This is a genomic window from Deltaproteobacteria bacterium (genome assembly GCA_029860075.1).
Taxonomy (GTDB): Bacteria; Desulfobacterota; JADFVX01; order JADFVX01; family JADFVX01; genus JAOUBX01.
In genome coordinates, this window is sequence record JAOUBX010000011.1 from 40,147 (window position 1) to 56,693 (window position 16,547).

The window sequence follows — 16,547 nt, forward strand, 5'->3', positions numbered from 1 at the left end:
AATTAAAAAAGGGGTACACAAACTTCAATTAAGAGGAAAAAAGGAAGGGAGGACAGGACAAGAAAGCTACATTTTCTCCATCTCCCTCTGTATGAGTTCCTTAAGTCGCTTCCTGTCATCATGTGGTAATTTTTTTGTTTTTGTTCTCTTGATGAGAGCGACACTCTTTCGAAAGGTATCCAGTGTCTCTTTGCACTCCGTACAGTGGCCGATATGGCGCTCCGCCTCTTCAATCATGGCCAGGTCCATCTCACCGTCAAGATATTCCGACATTTTACCGAAGAGATCCTTACACTTTACCATATTTTACCTCTTTGCCTTTTCGCTTCCAAAATAGTCCTTCAACTCATCTCTAACAAAGAGCCTCGCCCTGTGAAGACGTGACTTTACAGCAGCCGTGGAGATATCAAGTACGCGGGCCGTCTCCTCTCCGCTCAGGCCTTCTGCATCACGAAGGACGATGACGAGACGGTATTTCTTGGGAAGCTTGCCTATTGCTTCCTCTATTTGGCCTGCCAGTTCGGCATTAAGCGCCTGACCTTCGGGCACTAGCGCTTCATCAGGTATCTCCAGAGCGGTGCCCCCTTCCTGCGGCAAAAACTGCTCCAGGGAAAGCTCGAAATTCGGTTCATTTACTCCCTTTCTCTTATATTTATAACAGGAATTGGCAGCAACCTTGTAAAGCCAGTTCTTGAAGCTCGCATCTCCCCGGAATTCGGCAAGATACCTGAAGGCATTGAGAAAGGTTTCCTGGGTTACATCAGCGGCCCCTTCCGGACATCGGCACATACGATAGAGAAAGCCATATATCCTGTCCTCATATCGGCTCAGCAGTTCATCAAATGCAGAAGCATCACCATTTTTAAAACGTTCTACAACTATGCGATCAGAGTCCGTCATCTATTAATTATACCTTAACATAAGAAGTTAAGTATCAGTGGAGGGATTTTTTTCTCTAATGGAAAAAATTTCTGCCATATAATGATTAAGCTCCCCCCTCACCTGCATCCTCACTTAATACCAAGGGCACTTTTCACTTTGTCCGTGCGCACTCGAAGTGACAGGTCAGTGCAATTTCCTAACCGTATATTGCTGACTTTGAGTCAGTATTGCTTAAAAAGATAATAATCACAAGGCTGAGATCATCAGATCAAGCCCCCTGAGAGACTATCTCCACCAGCTTAATCTCAAAGTTAAGCTCTTTCCCTGCCAGCGGATGATTGGCATCAACGGTTATAGTGTCATCCTTTATTTCGGTAATCCTCACATTGATAACGGTATTTTCATCGGCATTGGCCCTGAGTGTCATTCCGATCTTAGGCTCTAAACCTTCCGGCAGTTGGTCCCGGCCGATAAGAGTGAACATCTCCGCATTGGGTTCTCCATAGGCCTCCTCCGGCGGTATGCTTATGTTTTTCTCCTTTCCCACTTCGAGACCAACAACAGCCTTTTCGAAAGCAGGGAGTACCATTTCTTTGCCGATGGTAAACTCAAAAGGCTTCGATTCATCTGAAGCGTCAAAAAGAGAGCCGTCTTCGAAGGTCCCTTTGTAGAGGACCTTTACCATATCACCATCTTTCGCTATTTTCTTGTCCATCTTGTTATTCCTTTCAATTCTTATTAAAAAAGGCGGCAGGAACACCCTGCCGCCTCTCAAAAGCGCTTAACTCTGAAACAATTACTTTCCTTTGCACTTACAAAGCACCCGCAAATGCTTGATCAAGGCATCTACCTCTTTATCAGTCAGGGTCTTCGACCAGGGAGGCATCATGGGTGACTTGCTAAGTGCAGGACCGCCATCAATAATAACATTCTTAAGATCAGCATTGGAGAGTTTATTCATCTCCGCTGCATTAGTAAAGTTCCTCGGTGTAACAGGCATATCCTTTGTAACATTGGGCCCGTCACCCTTACCTCCCACACCATGACACTGGGCGCAGTAAAAACTATAAAGCTCCTTTCCACCAGCTGCATCAGCCTGAGGCGTTGCTGCCAGAAGGAAAGAAAAAACCGCTAATAAACATACAGTAATTCTCATCATATCAATCTCTCCTTATTCAACTATCTTATTTGAAGCTGGCAACAAAGGCCGATACATTTTTCATGTCTTTATCCTTCAGAAGACCCTTAAATACAGGCATAATCTTGACAGGCTTGAAAACCTTTGGATTTACCATATAGGCATAGATCCAGTCAGGATTGAGTCGTTTGCCGGCTCCGACAAGTGACGGACCGGTCATACCACCGGATATTTTTTTCTTGAAGGGATATTGATGACAACCTGAACAGGGCATTTTTTTCATAAATATAAGCTTACCCTTTGGATTTTTCTTAGGCTTGATAACCCCTGCTTTGACATCCTTAGAAGTGAGTGTCATAAGGTAATCTGTCACATTTGCCGCATCCCCCCCTGAGAGTTTAGGATGATTTCCTGGATTCTTCTTTGTCAGGGAATTAAAGGCTAATGGTCTGATGGGCTTGGGATCCTGAAGCCATTTGGCCATCCACTCCTTCTGAAATTTGCTTCCCGCATACCAGAGTTCAGGCCCTTTTTTCTTTTTCTGATCGGCTATTGTCTTCTCACGGGCAGGGCCTTTCGTATAATGACAACTTCCACCGCATTTCTTTGCCTTAAAAACCTTCTTTCCTGCCGCCGCATCGGCCCAGCTCATCCCGTTTGCCGCCAGAATGAAAGCAAATACCGACACTACTGATACTGTTCTCTTCCAAGTCACCACATTCAACCTCCTGATTATTTATTTAGGGAATCTCTAAATATTCCGGGCGAGAATATAAAGGAATCAAAAAAGTCAGATTCAAGGCAAAAATTGCAGTCTATAGTGAGTCTATAGGTCAAATTTTTAACGCAGAAGGTGGCTTTTTTGAACCTTTAGATGCCGGTCATGAATTTTTAGAGGTACCCTTTATACTTTTATCGATGTTTAGGTTCTACAGGGAAGCCTGCCTGAACCCAGGCATCGAATCCTCCCTTAAGGACCTTAACATCCTTGAATCCCTTTTCTTTTAGTATCACCGCCGCACGGGCGCTGGTATACTCATTAGCTCAGGTGCAATAAGCAACTATCTCACTTTCTTTTGAAAGCTCGCCCCATCTCGACTCTAAAGCACCTATCGGTATCCTTAGGGCTCCTTTGATCTTGTCATTTGACGCCATCCACGAGCCCGTCGTTCTTACATCGAGGATGACAGTGGAACCACCTTTGTCTATCCTGGCCTTAAGTGCTTCAACGGTCACCCTGGGAACATTATCTTCCGCCTGGATCATGGCAGGCATAAAGAGAAATATCGATACTACCAGTGTCATGCACCGTCTTTTCAACATTATCATAGACCTCCTCTCTGTAATGATTTGAAAATTAATGGCCGCTTTTTACCAGTACATACAGGAGAGAATCATCACTCCAGAATGTAACGTCATCACCATAAACGGGCATTTTATATGCCGTGTTTTTCTTCATGTCAAAAGTAATACTATGGGGATCGAGGATAAAAAGTGATGCCCTCTTTCCCTCCTCTTCATAAAAGAGATATGCAACGTCCTCGCGCCCCAGGCTGCACTTCCTTCCGCCAAGCAGTTGCAGCCCTTCATCAAAGAGCCCGGGTACTGAAACTTCAAAAGCTAGCTTTCCTACAAACCAGCCGGGGATATCACTTACCTGTCCTGCCTCAAAAGTCATAGCGTAGTTCTTATAGTGGTTTTCCATGGCAAAATGGACCAGCTTTTCGGGACTCCCAATATCACCGATAAAAGGATTTAGCATCACCAGAAGTAGCACAGCCATAGCCAGGGCAGGCATAGCAATTTTCCATGGAAAGAATGGTTTTTCATCTTTCTCTTTTGCTTCCAGGGCACTAATATCCTGATCAATACGATTTAATAATCCTTCCGGAAGGGGCGATTTTTTAAGACCATCCGCTATGATCTCCTCAAGCTTCCTGTCCGCATTCATCATGGCTGAGCAGTATTCACACTGCGAGAGATGGTCTTCCACTTCCTGAGGCGGCCCTTCCACTGCTCCTTTGCCGGATAAATATTTTTTAAAATCATCACATTTCATCATTGTCTTAACCTCCTGTCAGGACGGTTAAAATCAACTTTCAGTATGTTGTTACCATAATCAAAACCGGATGATGCACTTAGCAGTTCCTTTTTGAGATGGTTCTTCCCCCTTGATATACGCGACATGACCGTACCTATCGGTATTTCCAGTGCATTGGAAATCTCCTGGTAAGCCATCCCTTCCACATAGAAGAGAAGAAGCGGTGTTCTATACTTTTCCGGTATTTTGGAAACACGCTCGCTCATCCTGTATCTCTCATTTTTTTCTGAGATCAACGCCTCCGGATTACGGGATTCATCGCCTGTCCTTGCCAGCATTTCCACATATTTTTCCTCATGCTCGGTAATAAACTCCCCTTTCCTGGTATTCCTTGCACTTTCCCTGAAAAAGAGGTTTCTCATAATGGAAAGGAGCCAGTACTTGCACTTTTTTTCATCTTTTAGCTGATCAAAATTCTTAAATGCTCTGTAAAAGGTTTCCTGTGTAATATCCTCGGCATCGCTGCCGTTTCCCGTATAATAGAGCGCCATATTATAAATGAACTCTGCATGAGGATAGGCCACCTCCTGAAAACGCCTCTTTTTTCTATTCTTTGATGAAAACAAATCCTACTCCATGAGGCTCTGGAAGTGAGCACCCAAATCTTTGGGGAGAGCGGCATCCCTGTAACGTACTTTTCCACTCCGATCAACGATAATGATGGTCGGTGTCCCCATAACGTTGAAAGACTTTGTAATTTTGCTCCCCTCATCAAAAGCAAGAGGATAATCCATACCGTATTTTTTACTGTATCGCTTCATCTTTTTTTCGGAATCATTGATACCCACGTTGATGGCCAGAAATTCCATTCCTTTTGGATTAAAGGTGGAATAGAACTCTTTAAGTTTAGGTATCTCCTCCTTACATACGGGACACCATGTGGCCCAAAATATCAGGAAAAGGGGTGCTTTTCCTTTTTTATCATCCACCTTAAAGAGATTCCCCTTCATCGTTTTTATTTCAAATGACGGGGCCATATCTTCTACTGTGACAGCAAAAACCCTGACGGAAAAAAGAAAGAGAAAGACGATAGTAATTAAAGCTATCAGTTCAAAGCGGATATTTAAGTTCAATTTAAATTCATTCTTCATAGCAGCAACTCTCCCATTTTAATAAGGAAGTACTCTCCCAGGCCGATCATAAGAAAACCTATCCCCTTTTTGACTTTTACCATCCACTCTCCCGACCTTGGAAGCGCAGCAACAAGACCTGAAAAGGTCCCTACCAGGACCAGCAGCACGCCCATGCCTAATGAAAAAACAAAGAGCAGGCTCCATCCAAGGAGGATATTACCTGTGGAGGCAACGTAGGCCAGCATAACCCCGAGTACGGGGGCCGTACAGGGCGCTGCCACGAAACCTGAAGCCATCCCTATAATTATAGCACCTCCAATTCCTCCACGTTCCGATGAAGCGGACTTGGGAACAAATGAAGGTATGGTAAAAACGTCAAGCATGCTCAATCCCAGCAGTATTATAATATTGGCCACAATGAGGTAAGCATAGGGATTGGTACTTACCTGCCCGAAAAAACGCCCCGTTGCAGCAGCAAAGACACCGAGAAAGGAGTATGTGAGCGCCACACCGAGCACATAAGAGAGGGAAAGAATAAAGCCCCTCACCTTTGAACCTCCCAGGTTCCTTGAGCCTACATATCCTGCCGTAATAGGAATCATGGGATATACACAAGGTGTAAAGCTTGTCAAAAGGCCACCTAAAAAAGCTGCGATAAAAGACATAAGTATGGAGGCCTGCAGATAGGCCTCCATACCGTTTATAAGTTCAGTCACAATTCTATATCAATGATCGTGTGCCATAGAAGGTGCTTCACCAAGCTTCCTGCTCGCAAGTCTCTTGGCCATAAGCATGTCTTCCTCGTAGGCCGCTTTCTGAATCTGGGCCCATGTAATACCCTCGACCTTGATATCATCAATTTCGATCATATTTGCCACGGGATAAATGTAGCCGGTGATGGTAGCTTCCTTCCCCTTTTTCCCGATCAGTTTATGGGTCCTGATCACTTCGTGTCCTTTTGCATTTTCGACAATATTCCAGATGGTTCCGTCAGCTGTTTTAAAGCCGATACCGTGCTGTGAATAGAGGCTGCATTGCGCATTTGCGCCGTCAAGCTTTTTCAGGCTGCAGCCTACGCAAAGTAAAGTACCTTTAAGCGTAATTTTGTCTAAACCTTTCTTTTTGTCCCAACCACCAGCAACGGCCAGCGTAGCCGTCAACAATAATACTGTTACCGCAATAGCTCCTTTTCTAAACATCAATTGACTCCTTTATTTTTTTATTATTATTTTCGTCTTCCAAAAAAGTTACTTATTTACCCCACTCCCCCCTTTCTCTAATAAGATATATATAGAATAAGAGACAAGAGAAAGTCCTTTTATTCCCAAAACAAATAAAAAAATAATTATTTAGTTTCCATCCAGAAACTATAATAAATGAAACTTTGTTTTCAATTCGGAAAGGAGGGATTTTTTTGCAAGGTCAAGGAAATCAAGGGTTTCGCCGAGTTGTACTACTGTACATCGCACAAGCAAAACCGAAGATTGACGCAGAGATTGCGAAAAAGCACCCTTGACCGATGAAAACTATTTATGATTTTCCGGCCAGATAGAGCCAATAGAAACAAGAACAGAGCAATTTTTCAGCATATTTTTAAGCCGCCTTTGCATTCAGGGCCTCACCTTTTCCACTCAATAACAAGGCCCCACGATCCTCTTCCCCTGTAATATATTTTTGAGCCAGATCACCTATAGTGTAGCTCTCCAGCTTGGAGATTAACGTTCGTTGTGTTTCTTCCAGAGACAGATGGACAGCACAATAGCCCCCCTTATGACAGGTATCGCCTCTTTCTGTACAACGTGTCATAATAATGGGACCATTCACCGCCTCAATAACATCCTTCAAGGTAATAAGCCGGGCATCTTTTGAAAGAGAAACCCCTCCGTCCCTTCCCCTGTACCCCTTTACAATTCCGGCATTAACCAGAGGAGGTATAACCTTTGCCAGGAAATAACGGGGAATTTCCTCCTCCTGCGCAATCTCCTTTATGGTAACAAGCTCCTTGTTATTCTTCATTGCCAGGTTAACAACAGACCGGATGGCGTAATCTGCAACTTTATTAAGCTTCATCTCATCACACCTCATTTTGTAGTGATCATTGATTGCCTGTATGGTTCATGGTTTCCTTACAGATACGCCTTCCTAAAACCTGGCCCGCCAGGGCTACTACAATAAAATAAGGAACACTCCAATATCCCAGTCCGACAACACGCCTCAATATGATAGTAATAACAATGGGAATATAGAGGCACCTTGCCCAGGGTTTTGAGTATCTCTCGTACCTTCCACCAATGAGGCCGAAGGAAATATGTATAAAAAATGTATATAAAATGATTGAAAGGAAACTATCATCAATCATCCATTACTCCTCTTCCCTTCTGACTCTTCTTACTAGCCAGAACTCACCGAGGCCCGTCAAAACGACACCGAGCAGTGCATAGATATAAACGTTCATCGGCGTGGGGGCCTCCATAAAGAGATAGTGCCAGGAGGAGAGACTCATAATAAGTCCATGCTCACCATTTGATCCATCCCATGCATTTAAAGCGAGAGGGATAAATTTGCCCTCTTCGAACTGGACGTCATTCTTGTCCTCTGTTTTAAGGGGGCGCTTCATAACCACTTTGTATGTAGCTCCCTTCCAAATCGCCTTTGACGTCACCTGCTGCTGGTCGGCCGGCTGTGACTTTATGGGCTGTTTGTAACCCCTTGCAATAGAATCCTCTACAGCCGGTTCGCCGGCTGCATCCTTGTCGGCCTTCCATAGCCAGAGGTTCACCGGGTTTCCTGCATCACCTCTGAAGAAGTGAGGCTTCTTCGTCCCTTCAGCCATTTTGACGGGGAACTGTAAGGCGATGGAATCTCTGAAGTTATCAAAGTGTCGCGGGATCATATCATTTGCCGCTACATATGAATTATATGCCCCTATTTTACTTATTTCCCTGGCATTAAACTCCTGCGATTCATCGTGTGTAAGATCCTGGAAAGGATCATCCCACTCGACAAGGATGGCTATCTCTTTATCGTTATAGAGAGCCCTTACACTGGCAAGTTCGATACTTGGATTCTGCCATCTTGGCGCAGCAATAACCTGTCCTGCCAGCCTTACATCCATAGGCTCGGCATTTTGCCACTGCGGTGCCTCGGGATCCTGAGGAAGTTCTCCATCGATCTTCTTTGCCTTCATTACCGAGTGCTCTGTAGGGGTATACTGGAGCGACTTGATGTAGTTAGCCAGGTACCACCTTTCCTCATCATTAAAAGATTTTGCAAAGGAAGGCATGGGAGTACCCATAATACCCGTTGAAAAGCGCATATAAATATCTTCAACTTCTGACCCTGCTTTAATTTTCCATGGCTGGGTAATATTCCTGATACGAATGGGAAAGCCCCAGTCATCTTCTTTTATATCCTTCTGACCATCACCCTTACCGCCTTTCCCATGACATTCAAAGCATTTTGCCCTCATAAAGAGTTCCTTGCCTTTTGCAATGGTATCTGCATTGTAGGGTGCTTTATTCGCGGGAAGACTTATTACTTTTTTACTTGGATCAAGCTCGGGATCTTCAAATTCCATGGCAAAGGTTTTGATGTAATAGATAACCTGCCACCGTTCCTCTTCTGTAAGACCGTTCTTAATAATGTCATTATCAAAGGCCTGCATGGGAGTTCCCTGCAGACCACGGCTGACAGTCCTGAAAAGATCTTCATCGGTAGGCAACTCACCACTTCCCGTCGTCCTGAACTTGAATACACCAAGGGTAAAATCTCTCGGTCTGGGATCCATATAATCGGCAGCCGGGCCATTACCGTCCCCTAAAAGCCCGTGGCAGAAGCTGCACCTTTTGTAGTATATCTCTCTCCCTTTTTCAACGTTCTCAGGCGTCACAGGCGGCTTCGCCTTAGTCGGTTTTATGCCGGCCAGGGCACTAGTCCCAAACATAGTCATCAATATCGTTATTGCCAGAATGATTGCTCTTCTCTGCATGTCAACCCTCTCTTAAAATTTTCAATTGTTTATTGACGATTGTTGAATGATTTTTCAACCATCAATCGTCAATCTTCAATCCTAGTGTTCCTCGCCCTCACCGTGAGATTCGGGGATGCGGGCTGTCTTCTCAGCCAGATCATACTCACCCATAATGATCTTCCATCTCTCATCGTCAGTGAGGTTGACTTTCCACTCAGGCATTGCTGAGTCCCAGGGAGTCGCCTCTGTGGGCAGACCCGGGCCGCCGTTTGCAACCCTCCAGAAGGTATATCCCTCGACAATAACCTCAATTGTACCGTTATCAGTAAAGTTGATAGGCCTCAGCTTGAAGCCGTCAGCCATAGGCCCGTCACCGGCAACAGAGTCACCATGACAGGGTCGACAGTTCATTGCATAAAGAGCGCGTCCCTCAAAGAGATTCTTTTCATGCAATGCACCTCTGGCTGTCTCCCTGTCCACCTTACCTGATTCCACTTCCTTTATAAATTTCTTCCATGGCCCAGTAGGGATGAAAGACAAAGGATGGCCATCGGGATCAGGCCTCATTTCAAGCCAACTTTCAATATCGGCACTTACCTGGGGAATAAAATCTACCTCACCGGCCTTTGCCTGTTCTACAAAGGCATCAATTTCCGCATCTGTCGGATTCTCCATGGGATTTTTCATGGACTCAAACTTTTTAGGAAAGTTCGATGAGGGGTGCTGTATCCTGAGGGCCACAGGAGGGTTCACTTTTGGAACCGTAAAATCGTAAACCTGCCATCCCACAACAAGAGGAACGACGGCTAAGACCACACTGCGCTGTAAACTGCCAAATTCACCTTTTAGCAGCCTAAGGATTGGCCTCAGGAACTCATTCATTCCCTCATCGGAAAATGTGACGTAGAGAAAAAGAGCAACAAGCGTGAGTACCATATAGAAGAGCACCAACGTTCCCGGCACAGGAAGGGGGAAAGGCATCCCCGTTGCCTGCCTTGAGATGAAGGGGATGAGCCACTTTATAAGACCGTATATGACTAGCAGGGTCAAAACGATTGTCCAGAAGAAATTTAACTTTGATTTACCCATTTATATCTCCCTTATCGTATCAATTCTTTATTTTTGAGCTTTTTGCATAATCAGGTAGGAAAGCACATCCTGATAATCCTTTACCGTAAGAGATTCGGAAAGGTCATCAGGCATTACGCTTGTACTCTCATCTATCTTTGATTCTTTAATATCACTCTTGCTGATAGTGACAACGTCTCCATCTGCCTTGGTGATGTCGATTTCCGTCGCTTCATCACGGGTTTTAATCCCTTTGAACTGTCGCCCTTCTTTATTAACAACGACGTGGGTCTCAAAACCTTCAACAATAACAGTACCGGGCTGAACGATAGATTCGGAAATATACTTAAGACCCTTCTTGCCTATTGCGGAAAGTTGGGGGCCTATTTCTCCTCCCTCGTCACCTATCATATGACACTCACTGCAGTTGTCCTCAAAAACAATCTTCCCGTTACCGGGGTCACCGCCTCCGGCTGCTGAAGCTGCTGCGATTTTGTCGTAATATTTTTTTGTTACCTCACTTGGATTATTGAGAGCATCCATGTCGAGATCTCCACCCTGACTCTGAAGATAAACAACAACGGCCTTGATCTCGTCGAGGCTTAGCGATATTGGCGGAGCAAAGACGATTGCCATCTCATTTTTATAGCCATCTACCACGAAAGCTCCCGGATCGGCCAGACTCTCTACAAGATAATCGGTAGGTGAATAATTTTTTCCCGTCTGCTCACTGCGCTCTTTGGCCCTCTCAACCGCTCTCGCACCGATGGGCAATGCAAACTTTTCTCCGAACTGACCCAAATTGGGACACCTGACGGCGCTTCCCCTGTCCCCAAGGCTGTGGCAGGTAAAGCAACGACCTTTACCCCAGAAGATGGCTTCACCCCCTTCGGGAGTGACCTCTACTGCACCGCCTCCACCCTTTTTTTCACCACCCGTAAGGTCGGTTATGGCCTTTCCTACATAAAGAAAGGTGGCCAGAACCAACAGCAGAAATATAAAAACATTAAGAACAGCTTTCATTGATAACCTCCAAAGAATAGTTCTGAAAATGACTTGTAATCTCCCCTAACCCCTCTTTTTCTAAGAGGGGAACATTGCTCTTTCCCCCTTAGAAAAAGGGGGATTAAGGGGATTTTCAAATAACTTTATTAATCAATCCTTCTTTTTCTGCGAAGCAATACCGCCAAGCCAGAACATAAAGGCCACTCCAACGAGGAAGACCAGAACGGAAAGTCCTACCATCTGCGTCATAGTGTAGTTACTGGGCGTATAGGCCCACTCCGATGTATCCCTCATTACGCCAAAGATATGCCAGTCAGTCCTGAGTCCTGAACGGATGAAACCCATAAGCCCCATATTCATGGTAATAACTATGGTCAAAAGAAGGAGCGCGTACTGACTTCTTACTGTCATCTTTCCCCACTTCAGCGGTCCGATCTCCTTGGCATTTCTGAAAAGGAAGGCATCAATGGCACTGACAAGGATCAAAGCGCTGATTAGCTGTAGAAACTGGCTAACAGCAATATTCCTGAGGAAGGGCGATGCTTTTTCCATCACAACAAAGCCATAAACACCCAGGAAACCTGTGACGCTTAAAGCCGTAAAACCGAGATAGAGATATTGACCTAAAACCCCTTTATCCTTTAAGGCAAGGAGAACAGCAACAACAGCTACTGCACAGTTAGCTAGAAGAAGGTAGCCCGTTGTTTTAAAATACTCGGTCCGGTCCGCCGGTAGATCGAGGCTACCTGGATCGAGGGTGATCATGGAGACGGCATACTGACCAACAATCAATATGGCCAACAGGCCTGCCATAGGGATCACAATTTTAGGCGCTTTTCCTTGCCGGCTGATTGGCAGAGTATCACCTTTATTCCCTCTTCTGTATAGGAGAAAGCTGAAAAAAGTAGCCAGGATGATCAGGTTAACAACCGCATTCTTTGCCGGCATCAGTCCTAAATATTTCAAGGTGGGGTGATACTGGCTACCACCCATCTGGGATACCTCTTGACCGGTAAGGGGCAGATTGTGAGGCGTCAGCCACACGGCAAAGGAGATGATAATAGCACCGAGAATGAACTTTATATATTTATAATACCTCTCCGCCCCGGGTATCCTCGTCATGCCGCTCCATAGATAGTAGTTACTTATAAGGAAAAGCGACCCTACGAGCATAGCCTGGATGATAAAAGTCCATGAGAAGTCACCGCCCATCATGTTGTTCCCCATAACGGCACTCGTTGAATAGACCTCACGTCCGAGATAGTATCCAGCGAAGGGAAGAGGAATAAGGGCTGCTATAGCGACGAAGTTCGCAATATAGCCCATCCAGTCATAATGAGCTTTCTCTTCATCAGTTTTTGATCCGAGAAATTTGACTGCCGCATAGGAACCTGCAACCAATCCTCCAAAAGCAAGGTTCCCAAGCATTCTGTGAATGGCCACCGGTGTTGCAAGGGTGTTTTCGAATACCTGCCAGAGCGTACCCGTCAGTACTCCCTTCTGGTCAACACCTCCGGGGCTCATCATAAAGCCGACCCAGGAATTAGCCATCTGCATGATAGCCGTACCAACGACGTTTAGCAAAATACCTATCAGTATGTGGGTACTCTTCCTGTCCTTCACCATCATTAAACCGATACCAACAGGTAAAATGTAGAGAAAAGCCATAAAGGTTCTCGTATCAGTCCTCATTTGGGGACCGAATGCTCCAAAGAAGAAAGCTATGCCGATCAAAATGACAACGGCACCGAGACCTTTCATGAACCACTGCACAGGTTTGCTGTACTCTTCTCCGCCACTGAGCCAGCCCCAGCCGTAATAGTATAGATAGAGGCAGAAGGTTTCGCCGAAGAAAAGGAGGGCATAAATGAACATGACGTCCTTGAAGTTGCCCGCCATATACCCCATGAATGTGGGATAAAGTGTAAAAAGGGCAAAGGCGAGAAGCCCGCCGAATGCAGCCGTTGTCGCATAGGCAACACTCAAAAGAGATGTAAACTCGTATGACAGCTTGTCGAACTTCTTATCTCCACCCTTCCAGCCTACGATCTCGATTATCACCGCAAATAGCGGAACACCAAGAACAAAAGCCCCGAAAAATAGGTGCATCTGGGCTATAAACCAGACAACCTTCCTGGAGTCGAGGCCCAACACCTGCCGGTATACATTCTCTTCAAGGGCATATGCCGTTGATGATAGTACAAGCGCCATCAACAGGGCCGCAACGCCCCCTTTAACAATCTTATTAGATAACAAAGTCATATCTGTAACACCTCCATAAAAATCTCACATAGAAAGAAATTTGCAGGGGCAAACCCCTGTGTTTACCCTTTTTAAATAAAGGGCAAAGGCGGGGATCTAAATTGCCTTTTTTTATTTATTTTAAAACAAGGGCAGGCACGGGGGGCTGCCCCTACGGACAAATTAAATAGCTATTTCTCTCTTTTAAGCGCCCTTACAAACCTCACCACACCGGCAATCTCTTCCACCTCCATCTCTTCATCGTCGATATTCGTTTTACTGCAGATATTGATGGGTTCCGTCAAATCCTTCAGTTTATCGTTAGAAGGAGTCTTGCTATTCAAAGGAGGAATGGATTGACTATGGCATTCCAGGCAAATTTCTTCAAAGAGCTTGTCACCTGTAACGGCCCTGGCATAGAGGATCATGCTCTTCATTTCATCCTCGTTAATAACGTCCTTCCAGGGAGGCATTAGCTCTCCCTTTCCCTCCTTGATCGTCTTTAAAAGTTCCTCCTCCTTTTTATCGAGCCGTTCACCCTTTGCAAAGTTAGGGGCTTCAGGAAGAACTGAATTACCGTCAAAGCCATGACAGGCTGCACAGTTTTCTTCATAGATGGCTCTAGCCTTTTTTATTATTTCAAGTTTCTCTACCCACTTTGCATCTTCAGCGGCAAAGGCCGAACCTGTAAAAGCAGCTGCTAATAACAATGCCAGAATGATAATTACTCTATTCATCTTTTCTCCTCATTAGTGTAATGTACCGGAAAGAGCCGAATAAAATTCCGCCAGTGCATCTATGCACATCCAGTGATACTCCTCATAGTCGGCATCGTTAAGACGGTCCAGGAGTATTTGTGTACAATGTGGATCTTCCAGCCGTCTCAATGTCCTTGCAGCCTCACGTCGCAACTCCCCGCCATGATCAAATATGACATTCAGTACTTTTCCGCTAAGCTCCCCTTCTTCTTCATCTTCTGTTACAACATTGAGGGCCGCCCTCTTTACCACCATCTCTTCATCATCAAGAGCCCTGGATAACAAATCCACTGCTGTCGAACCCTCCATAGAAGCGGCCACATTCAAGGCTCTCTCACGTACAAAGTAGTCAGGGTCACCTATTAGTATATGGAGCTTTTCTTCGATAACACTCTGAGCACCGAAACCCTTAAGGGCATCTATTGAAGCAAGTCTTACATCTCTGCTATCAGATTCAAGCCCTTCCAGTACTAAAGGAAGTGACTTTTCATCACCTATCCTGCCAAGAGAAGTAATAACCTCCTTACAGATATCAGGATTATCAATATCCACAGCCTCAGTTAAAGTCTCAAGCGCCTTTTCGCACTTCCTCTCTCCAAGGAGCCTTGCAGCAATAAGCTTCACTCTTATCTCTCTCTGTTCCATCTCAAAAGACCTGGCTTCCTCTTCAAGTTTGCGCTTTATCTCTCTATTCTCCTGAGCTTCAGGGGAAACCTGCGAAGCCATGATGGAAGCAAGAGTGGAAACATCCTCCTTACCGATAGCCACCTCTCCATCGCCCAACAATTCTTCTACAGAGGGTTTATCTTCTTCACTCTCTTCCTCAATGGAGTTCATATCTTCCGATATATGAGACACTTCACATTGGTCAACTGTTTCAGTCACAAAACCTTCTAGTAAGATATCTGCAAGTGTTTCCACTGATCCCTCAGGGTCTATCTCGGCAAGTGCCGTCATGGAAGCGATGGAAACGTTATCCTTCTTATCAAAAACAGTCCTCTTCAGCACCTCTACAGGATCAATGACTTCTTCCACACTTTCCACTGCCTCACCCTCTTCGTCTGAGGCATCTAAAAGCTCTTCTTCCCCAACAGTCTCATCCACCTCCCGGGACTCCATTCCCTTGCCCTTCAACATCCTGCCTAGAGCTATTGCAGCCTGAACTCTCACATTATTATCCATCTTTTCGTCATCGAGCATGGAGGCAATCTTTTCCTCAGGGCCCTCTTTAGCTATTTTTCCCAATGCTAAAACAGCGGCATAATTAAGGTCTCTATCATCGACGGAAAGATACATGCTGATTAGATCTACATATTCAGGACTGCCGATTTCACCCAGTATTTTCAGAACTTTAGTGATGAGATAAGGGCTTGGGGAGTCACTCATCAACTTGATTAGTTTTTCGGCAACAGCCTTACCACGCATTTTTCCAAGAATTTCTGCTGCTTCCTCACAGACATTACTGTTGTTATCAGACAAAAGCATGGTAAGAGGAACAATGATCTGGGGACTCTTTGTGGCGCCCAGTGCCCTCGCCGCATATATGCGCACGTCCGGATCTTCATCCAGTAGCGCGTTACTCAATGATTCAAGAAGCCGGTTATCTATTTCACCGTTTTCGTTAGTTATAAAGTCAAGTTCTATAAAGGCCTTGGCCGCCCTTCTTCTGGCTAACCTTCCACCCTTTTCAAGTTGCTCAAGGAGGAAGTTCGTAGCCCTGGTACTGCTCAATTTGGCAAGCACCCTGAATCCTTTTTCCTGGAGGTCTTCATATTCCTCATTGAGAAGAAGTTCTATTACACCATCGGCGGCATTTTCATCACCCAATTCACCGAGAGCATCGAGGGCCTGGCTCTGCACTTCCCATGCAGGAGCAAATTCCATATCATCCCCTTCACCGTCATAGATATCGAGGTAGCCATCCTCTTTGATACATTCCATCAAGACGTTAAGGGCCTTTTTCGACCTCATTTTACCCAGCGCGATAACGGCCTGGATACGCACCTCTCCATCGGGGTCATTCTTTAAGGTATCGATCAAAGGATCGACGGCATCTTCCATATTCAAATTACCGAGCGCTTGCGCCGCATCCATACTCACATCAGGATCACTATCGTGCAAGGCATCTATAAGCTTATTTATGGATTCTTTATCAATAGCCTTCATTTTTTCAAGAGCCCTTACAGCACAACACCTTGAAAGAGAATTATCTCTGCTCAATACTTCCTGAAGATTTTCTATCACTGTTTCACGGTTTGCTTTTTTTATACTGTTCATAGGTTCCGTCATTTCAGTTATCATAATTAAGACC

The 16,547-nt window shown here is 45.2% G+C and carries 19 protein-coding genes; all 19 read right to left on the reverse strand.

Annotated features, from left to right (window positions below; genetic code table 11):
- Nucleotides 1–66 precede the first annotated feature (66 nt).
- Nucleotides 67–303: a zf-HC2 domain-containing protein gene (locus tag OEV42_05380; GenBank protein MDH3973692.1), complete on the reverse strand. Its 237-nt coding sequence runs from the start codon at nucleotides 301–303 to the stop codon at nucleotides 67–69.
- 3 nt (nucleotides 304–306) lie between these two features.
- A complete protein-coding gene (locus tag OEV42_05385) occupies nucleotides 307–900 on the reverse strand; it encodes a sigma-70 family RNA polymerase sigma factor (protein ID MDH3973693.1) in 594 nt (197 codons plus the stop codon).
- Nucleotides 901–1,150: 250 nt separating this feature from the next.
- Nucleotides 1,151–1,597: a peptidylprolyl isomerase gene (locus OEV42_05390; GenBank protein MDH3973694.1), complete on the reverse strand. Its 447-nt coding sequence runs from the start codon at nucleotides 1,595–1,597 to the stop codon at nucleotides 1,151–1,153.
- Between the two features lie 81 nt (nucleotides 1,598–1,678).
- Nucleotides 1,679–2,041: a cytochrome c gene (locus OEV42_05395; GenBank protein MDH3973695.1), complete on the reverse strand. Its 363-nt coding sequence runs from the start codon at nucleotides 2,039–2,041 to the stop codon at nucleotides 1,679–1,681.
- A 25-nt stretch (nucleotides 2,042–2,066) separates the two neighbouring features.
- Nucleotides 2,067–2,735, reverse strand: coding sequence for a cytochrome c (locus OEV42_05400; protein ID MDH3973696.1), 669 nt, complete (start codon nucleotides 2,733–2,735; stop codon nucleotides 2,067–2,069).
- Nucleotides 2,736–3,064: 329 nt separating this feature from the next.
- On the reverse strand, nucleotides 3,065–3,343 hold the full coding sequence (locus OEV42_05405) for a rhodanese-like domain-containing protein (protein MDH3973697.1): 279 nt from the start codon (nucleotides 3,341–3,343) through the stop codon (nucleotides 3,065–3,067).
- Between the two features lie 34 nt (nucleotides 3,344–3,377).
- On the reverse strand, nucleotides 3,378–4,082 hold the full coding sequence (locus tag OEV42_05410; GenBank protein ID MDH3973698.1) for a hypothetical protein: 705 nt from the start codon (nucleotides 4,080–4,082) through the stop codon (nucleotides 3,378–3,380).
- The gene (locus tag OEV42_05415) at nucleotides 4,079–4,687 is read right to left on the reverse strand and encodes a sigma-70 family RNA polymerase sigma factor (GenBank protein ID MDH3973699.1); all 609 of its coding nucleotides are present in this window, start codon (nucleotides 4,685–4,687) and stop codon (nucleotides 4,079–4,081) included. The genes OEV42_05410 and OEV42_05415 overlap by 4 nt, the downstream gene beginning before the upstream one ends.
- A gap of 3 nt (nucleotides 4,688–4,690) precedes the next feature.
- Nucleotides 4,691–5,212, reverse strand: coding sequence for a TlpA family protein disulfide reductase (locus OEV42_05420; GenBank protein MDH3973700.1), 522 nt, complete (start codon nucleotides 5,210–5,212; stop codon nucleotides 4,691–4,693).
- The gene (locus OEV42_05425) at nucleotides 5,209–5,910 is read right to left on the reverse strand and encodes a sulfite exporter TauE/SafE family protein (GenBank protein ID MDH3973701.1); all 702 of its coding nucleotides are present in this window, start codon (nucleotides 5,908–5,910) and stop codon (nucleotides 5,209–5,211) included. Before OEV42_05425 ends, OEV42_05420 begins: the two co-directional genes overlap by 4 nt.
- A 9-nt stretch (nucleotides 5,911–5,919) precedes the next feature.
- Nucleotides 5,920–6,393 carry a hypothetical protein gene (locus OEV42_05430; GenBank protein ID MDH3973702.1) on the reverse strand — a complete coding sequence of 158 codons (474 nt, stop codon included), beginning with the start codon at nucleotides 6,391–6,393 and terminating at the stop codon, nucleotides 5,920–5,922.
- Between the two features lie 394 nt (nucleotides 6,394–6,787).
- Nucleotides 6,788–7,264, reverse strand: coding sequence for an Rrf2 family transcriptional regulator (locus OEV42_05435; protein ID MDH3973703.1), 477 nt, complete (start codon nucleotides 7,262–7,264; stop codon nucleotides 6,788–6,790).
- A gap of 25 nt (nucleotides 7,265–7,289) precedes the next feature.
- A complete protein-coding gene (locus OEV42_05440; GenBank protein ID MDH3973704.1) occupies nucleotides 7,290–7,553 on the reverse strand; it encodes a hypothetical protein in 264 nt (87 codons plus the stop codon).
- 3 nt (nucleotides 7,554–7,556) lie between these two features.
- On the reverse strand, nucleotides 7,557–9,182 hold the full coding sequence (locus OEV42_05445; protein ID MDH3973705.1) for an ethylbenzene dehydrogenase-related protein: 1,626 nt from the start codon (nucleotides 9,180–9,182) through the stop codon (nucleotides 7,557–7,559).
- Nucleotides 9,183–9,263: 81 nt separating this feature from the next.
- Nucleotides 9,264–10,253 (reverse strand): c-type cytochrome, encoded by a 990-nt coding sequence (locus OEV42_05450; protein ID MDH3973706.1) that lies wholly within the window; start codon nucleotides 10,251–10,253, stop codon nucleotides 9,264–9,266.
- 27 nt (nucleotides 10,254–10,280) lie between these two features.
- Nucleotides 10,281–11,255 carry a c-type cytochrome gene (locus tag OEV42_05455; protein ID MDH3973707.1) on the reverse strand — a complete coding sequence of 325 codons (975 nt, stop codon included), beginning with the start codon at nucleotides 11,253–11,255 and terminating at the stop codon, nucleotides 10,281–10,283.
- A gap of 132 nt (nucleotides 11,256–11,387) precedes the next feature.
- On the reverse strand, nucleotides 11,388–13,499 hold the full coding sequence (locus tag OEV42_05460) for a cytochrome ubiquinol oxidase subunit I (protein MDH3973708.1): 2,112 nt from the start codon (nucleotides 13,497–13,499) through the stop codon (nucleotides 11,388–11,390).
- A 170-nt stretch (nucleotides 13,500–13,669) separates the two neighbouring features.
- Entirely contained in the window at nucleotides 13,670–14,215 is a 546-nt protein-coding gene (locus tag OEV42_05465) for a cytochrome c (protein MDH3973709.1), read from the reverse strand.
- A 12-nt stretch (nucleotides 14,216–14,227) separates the two neighbouring features.
- Entirely contained in the window at nucleotides 14,228–16,513 is a 2,286-nt protein-coding gene (locus tag OEV42_05470) for a HEAT repeat domain-containing protein (GenBank protein MDH3973710.1), read from the reverse strand.
- Nucleotides 16,514–16,547: the final 34 nt, after the last annotated feature.

Excerpts from the sequence above, each read along its gene's own strand:
- OEV42_05380 (MDH3973692.1), bottom strand. The coding sequence starts at position 303 with ATGGTAAAGTGTAAGGATCTCTTCGGTAAAATGTCGGAATATCTTGAC.
- OEV42_05385 (MDH3973693.1), bottom strand. The coding sequence starts at position 900 with ATGACGGACTCTGATCGCATAGTTGTAGAACGTTTTAAAAATGGTGAT.
- OEV42_05390 (MDH3973694.1), bottom strand. The coding sequence starts at position 1,597 with ATGGACAAGAAAATAGCGAAAGATGGTGATATGGTAAAGGTCCTCTAC.
- OEV42_05395 (MDH3973695.1), bottom strand. The coding sequence starts at position 2,041 with ATGATGAGAATTACTGTATGTTTATTAGCGGTTTTTTCTTTCCTTCTG.
- OEV42_05405 (MDH3973697.1), bottom strand. The coding sequence starts at position 3,343 with ATGTTGAAAAGACGGTGCATGACACTGGTAGTATCGATATTTCTCTTT.
- OEV42_05410 (MDH3973698.1), bottom strand. The coding sequence starts at position 4,082 with ATGATGAAATGTGATGATTTTAAAAAATATTTATCCGGCAAAGGAGCA.
- OEV42_05420 (MDH3973700.1), bottom strand. The coding sequence starts at position 5,212 with ATGAAGAATGAATTTAAATTGAACTTAAATATCCGCTTTGAACTGATA.
- OEV42_05430 (MDH3973702.1), bottom strand. The coding sequence starts at position 6,393 with ATGTTTAGAAAAGGAGCTATTGCGGTAACAGTATTATTGTTGACGGCT.
- OEV42_05435 (MDH3973703.1), bottom strand. The coding sequence starts at position 7,264 with ATGAAGCTTAATAAAGTTGCAGATTACGCCATCCGGTCTGTTGTTAAC.
- OEV42_05440 (MDH3973704.1), bottom strand. The coding sequence starts at position 7,553 with ATGATTGATGATAGTTTCCTTTCAATCATTTTATATACATTTTTTATA.
- OEV42_05445 (MDH3973705.1), bottom strand. The coding sequence starts at position 9,182 with ATGCAGAGAAGAGCAATCATTCTGGCAATAACGATATTGATGACTATG.
- OEV42_05450 (MDH3973706.1), bottom strand. The coding sequence starts at position 10,253 with ATGGGTAAATCAAAGTTAAATTTCTTCTGGACAATCGTTTTGACCCTG.
- OEV42_05455 (MDH3973707.1), bottom strand. The coding sequence starts at position 11,255 with ATGAAAGCTGTTCTTAATGTTTTTATATTTCTGCTGTTGGTTCTGGCC.
- OEV42_05460 (MDH3973708.1), bottom strand. The coding sequence starts at position 13,499 with ATGACTTTGTTATCTAATAAGATTGTTAAAGGGGGCGTTGCGGCCCTG.
- OEV42_05465 (MDH3973709.1), bottom strand. The coding sequence starts at position 14,215 with ATGAATAGAGTAATTATCATTCTGGCATTGTTATTAGCAGCTGCTTTT.
- OEV42_05470 (MDH3973710.1), bottom strand. The coding sequence starts at position 16,513 with ATGAACAGTATAAAAAAAGCAAACCGTGAAACAGTGATAGAAAATCTT.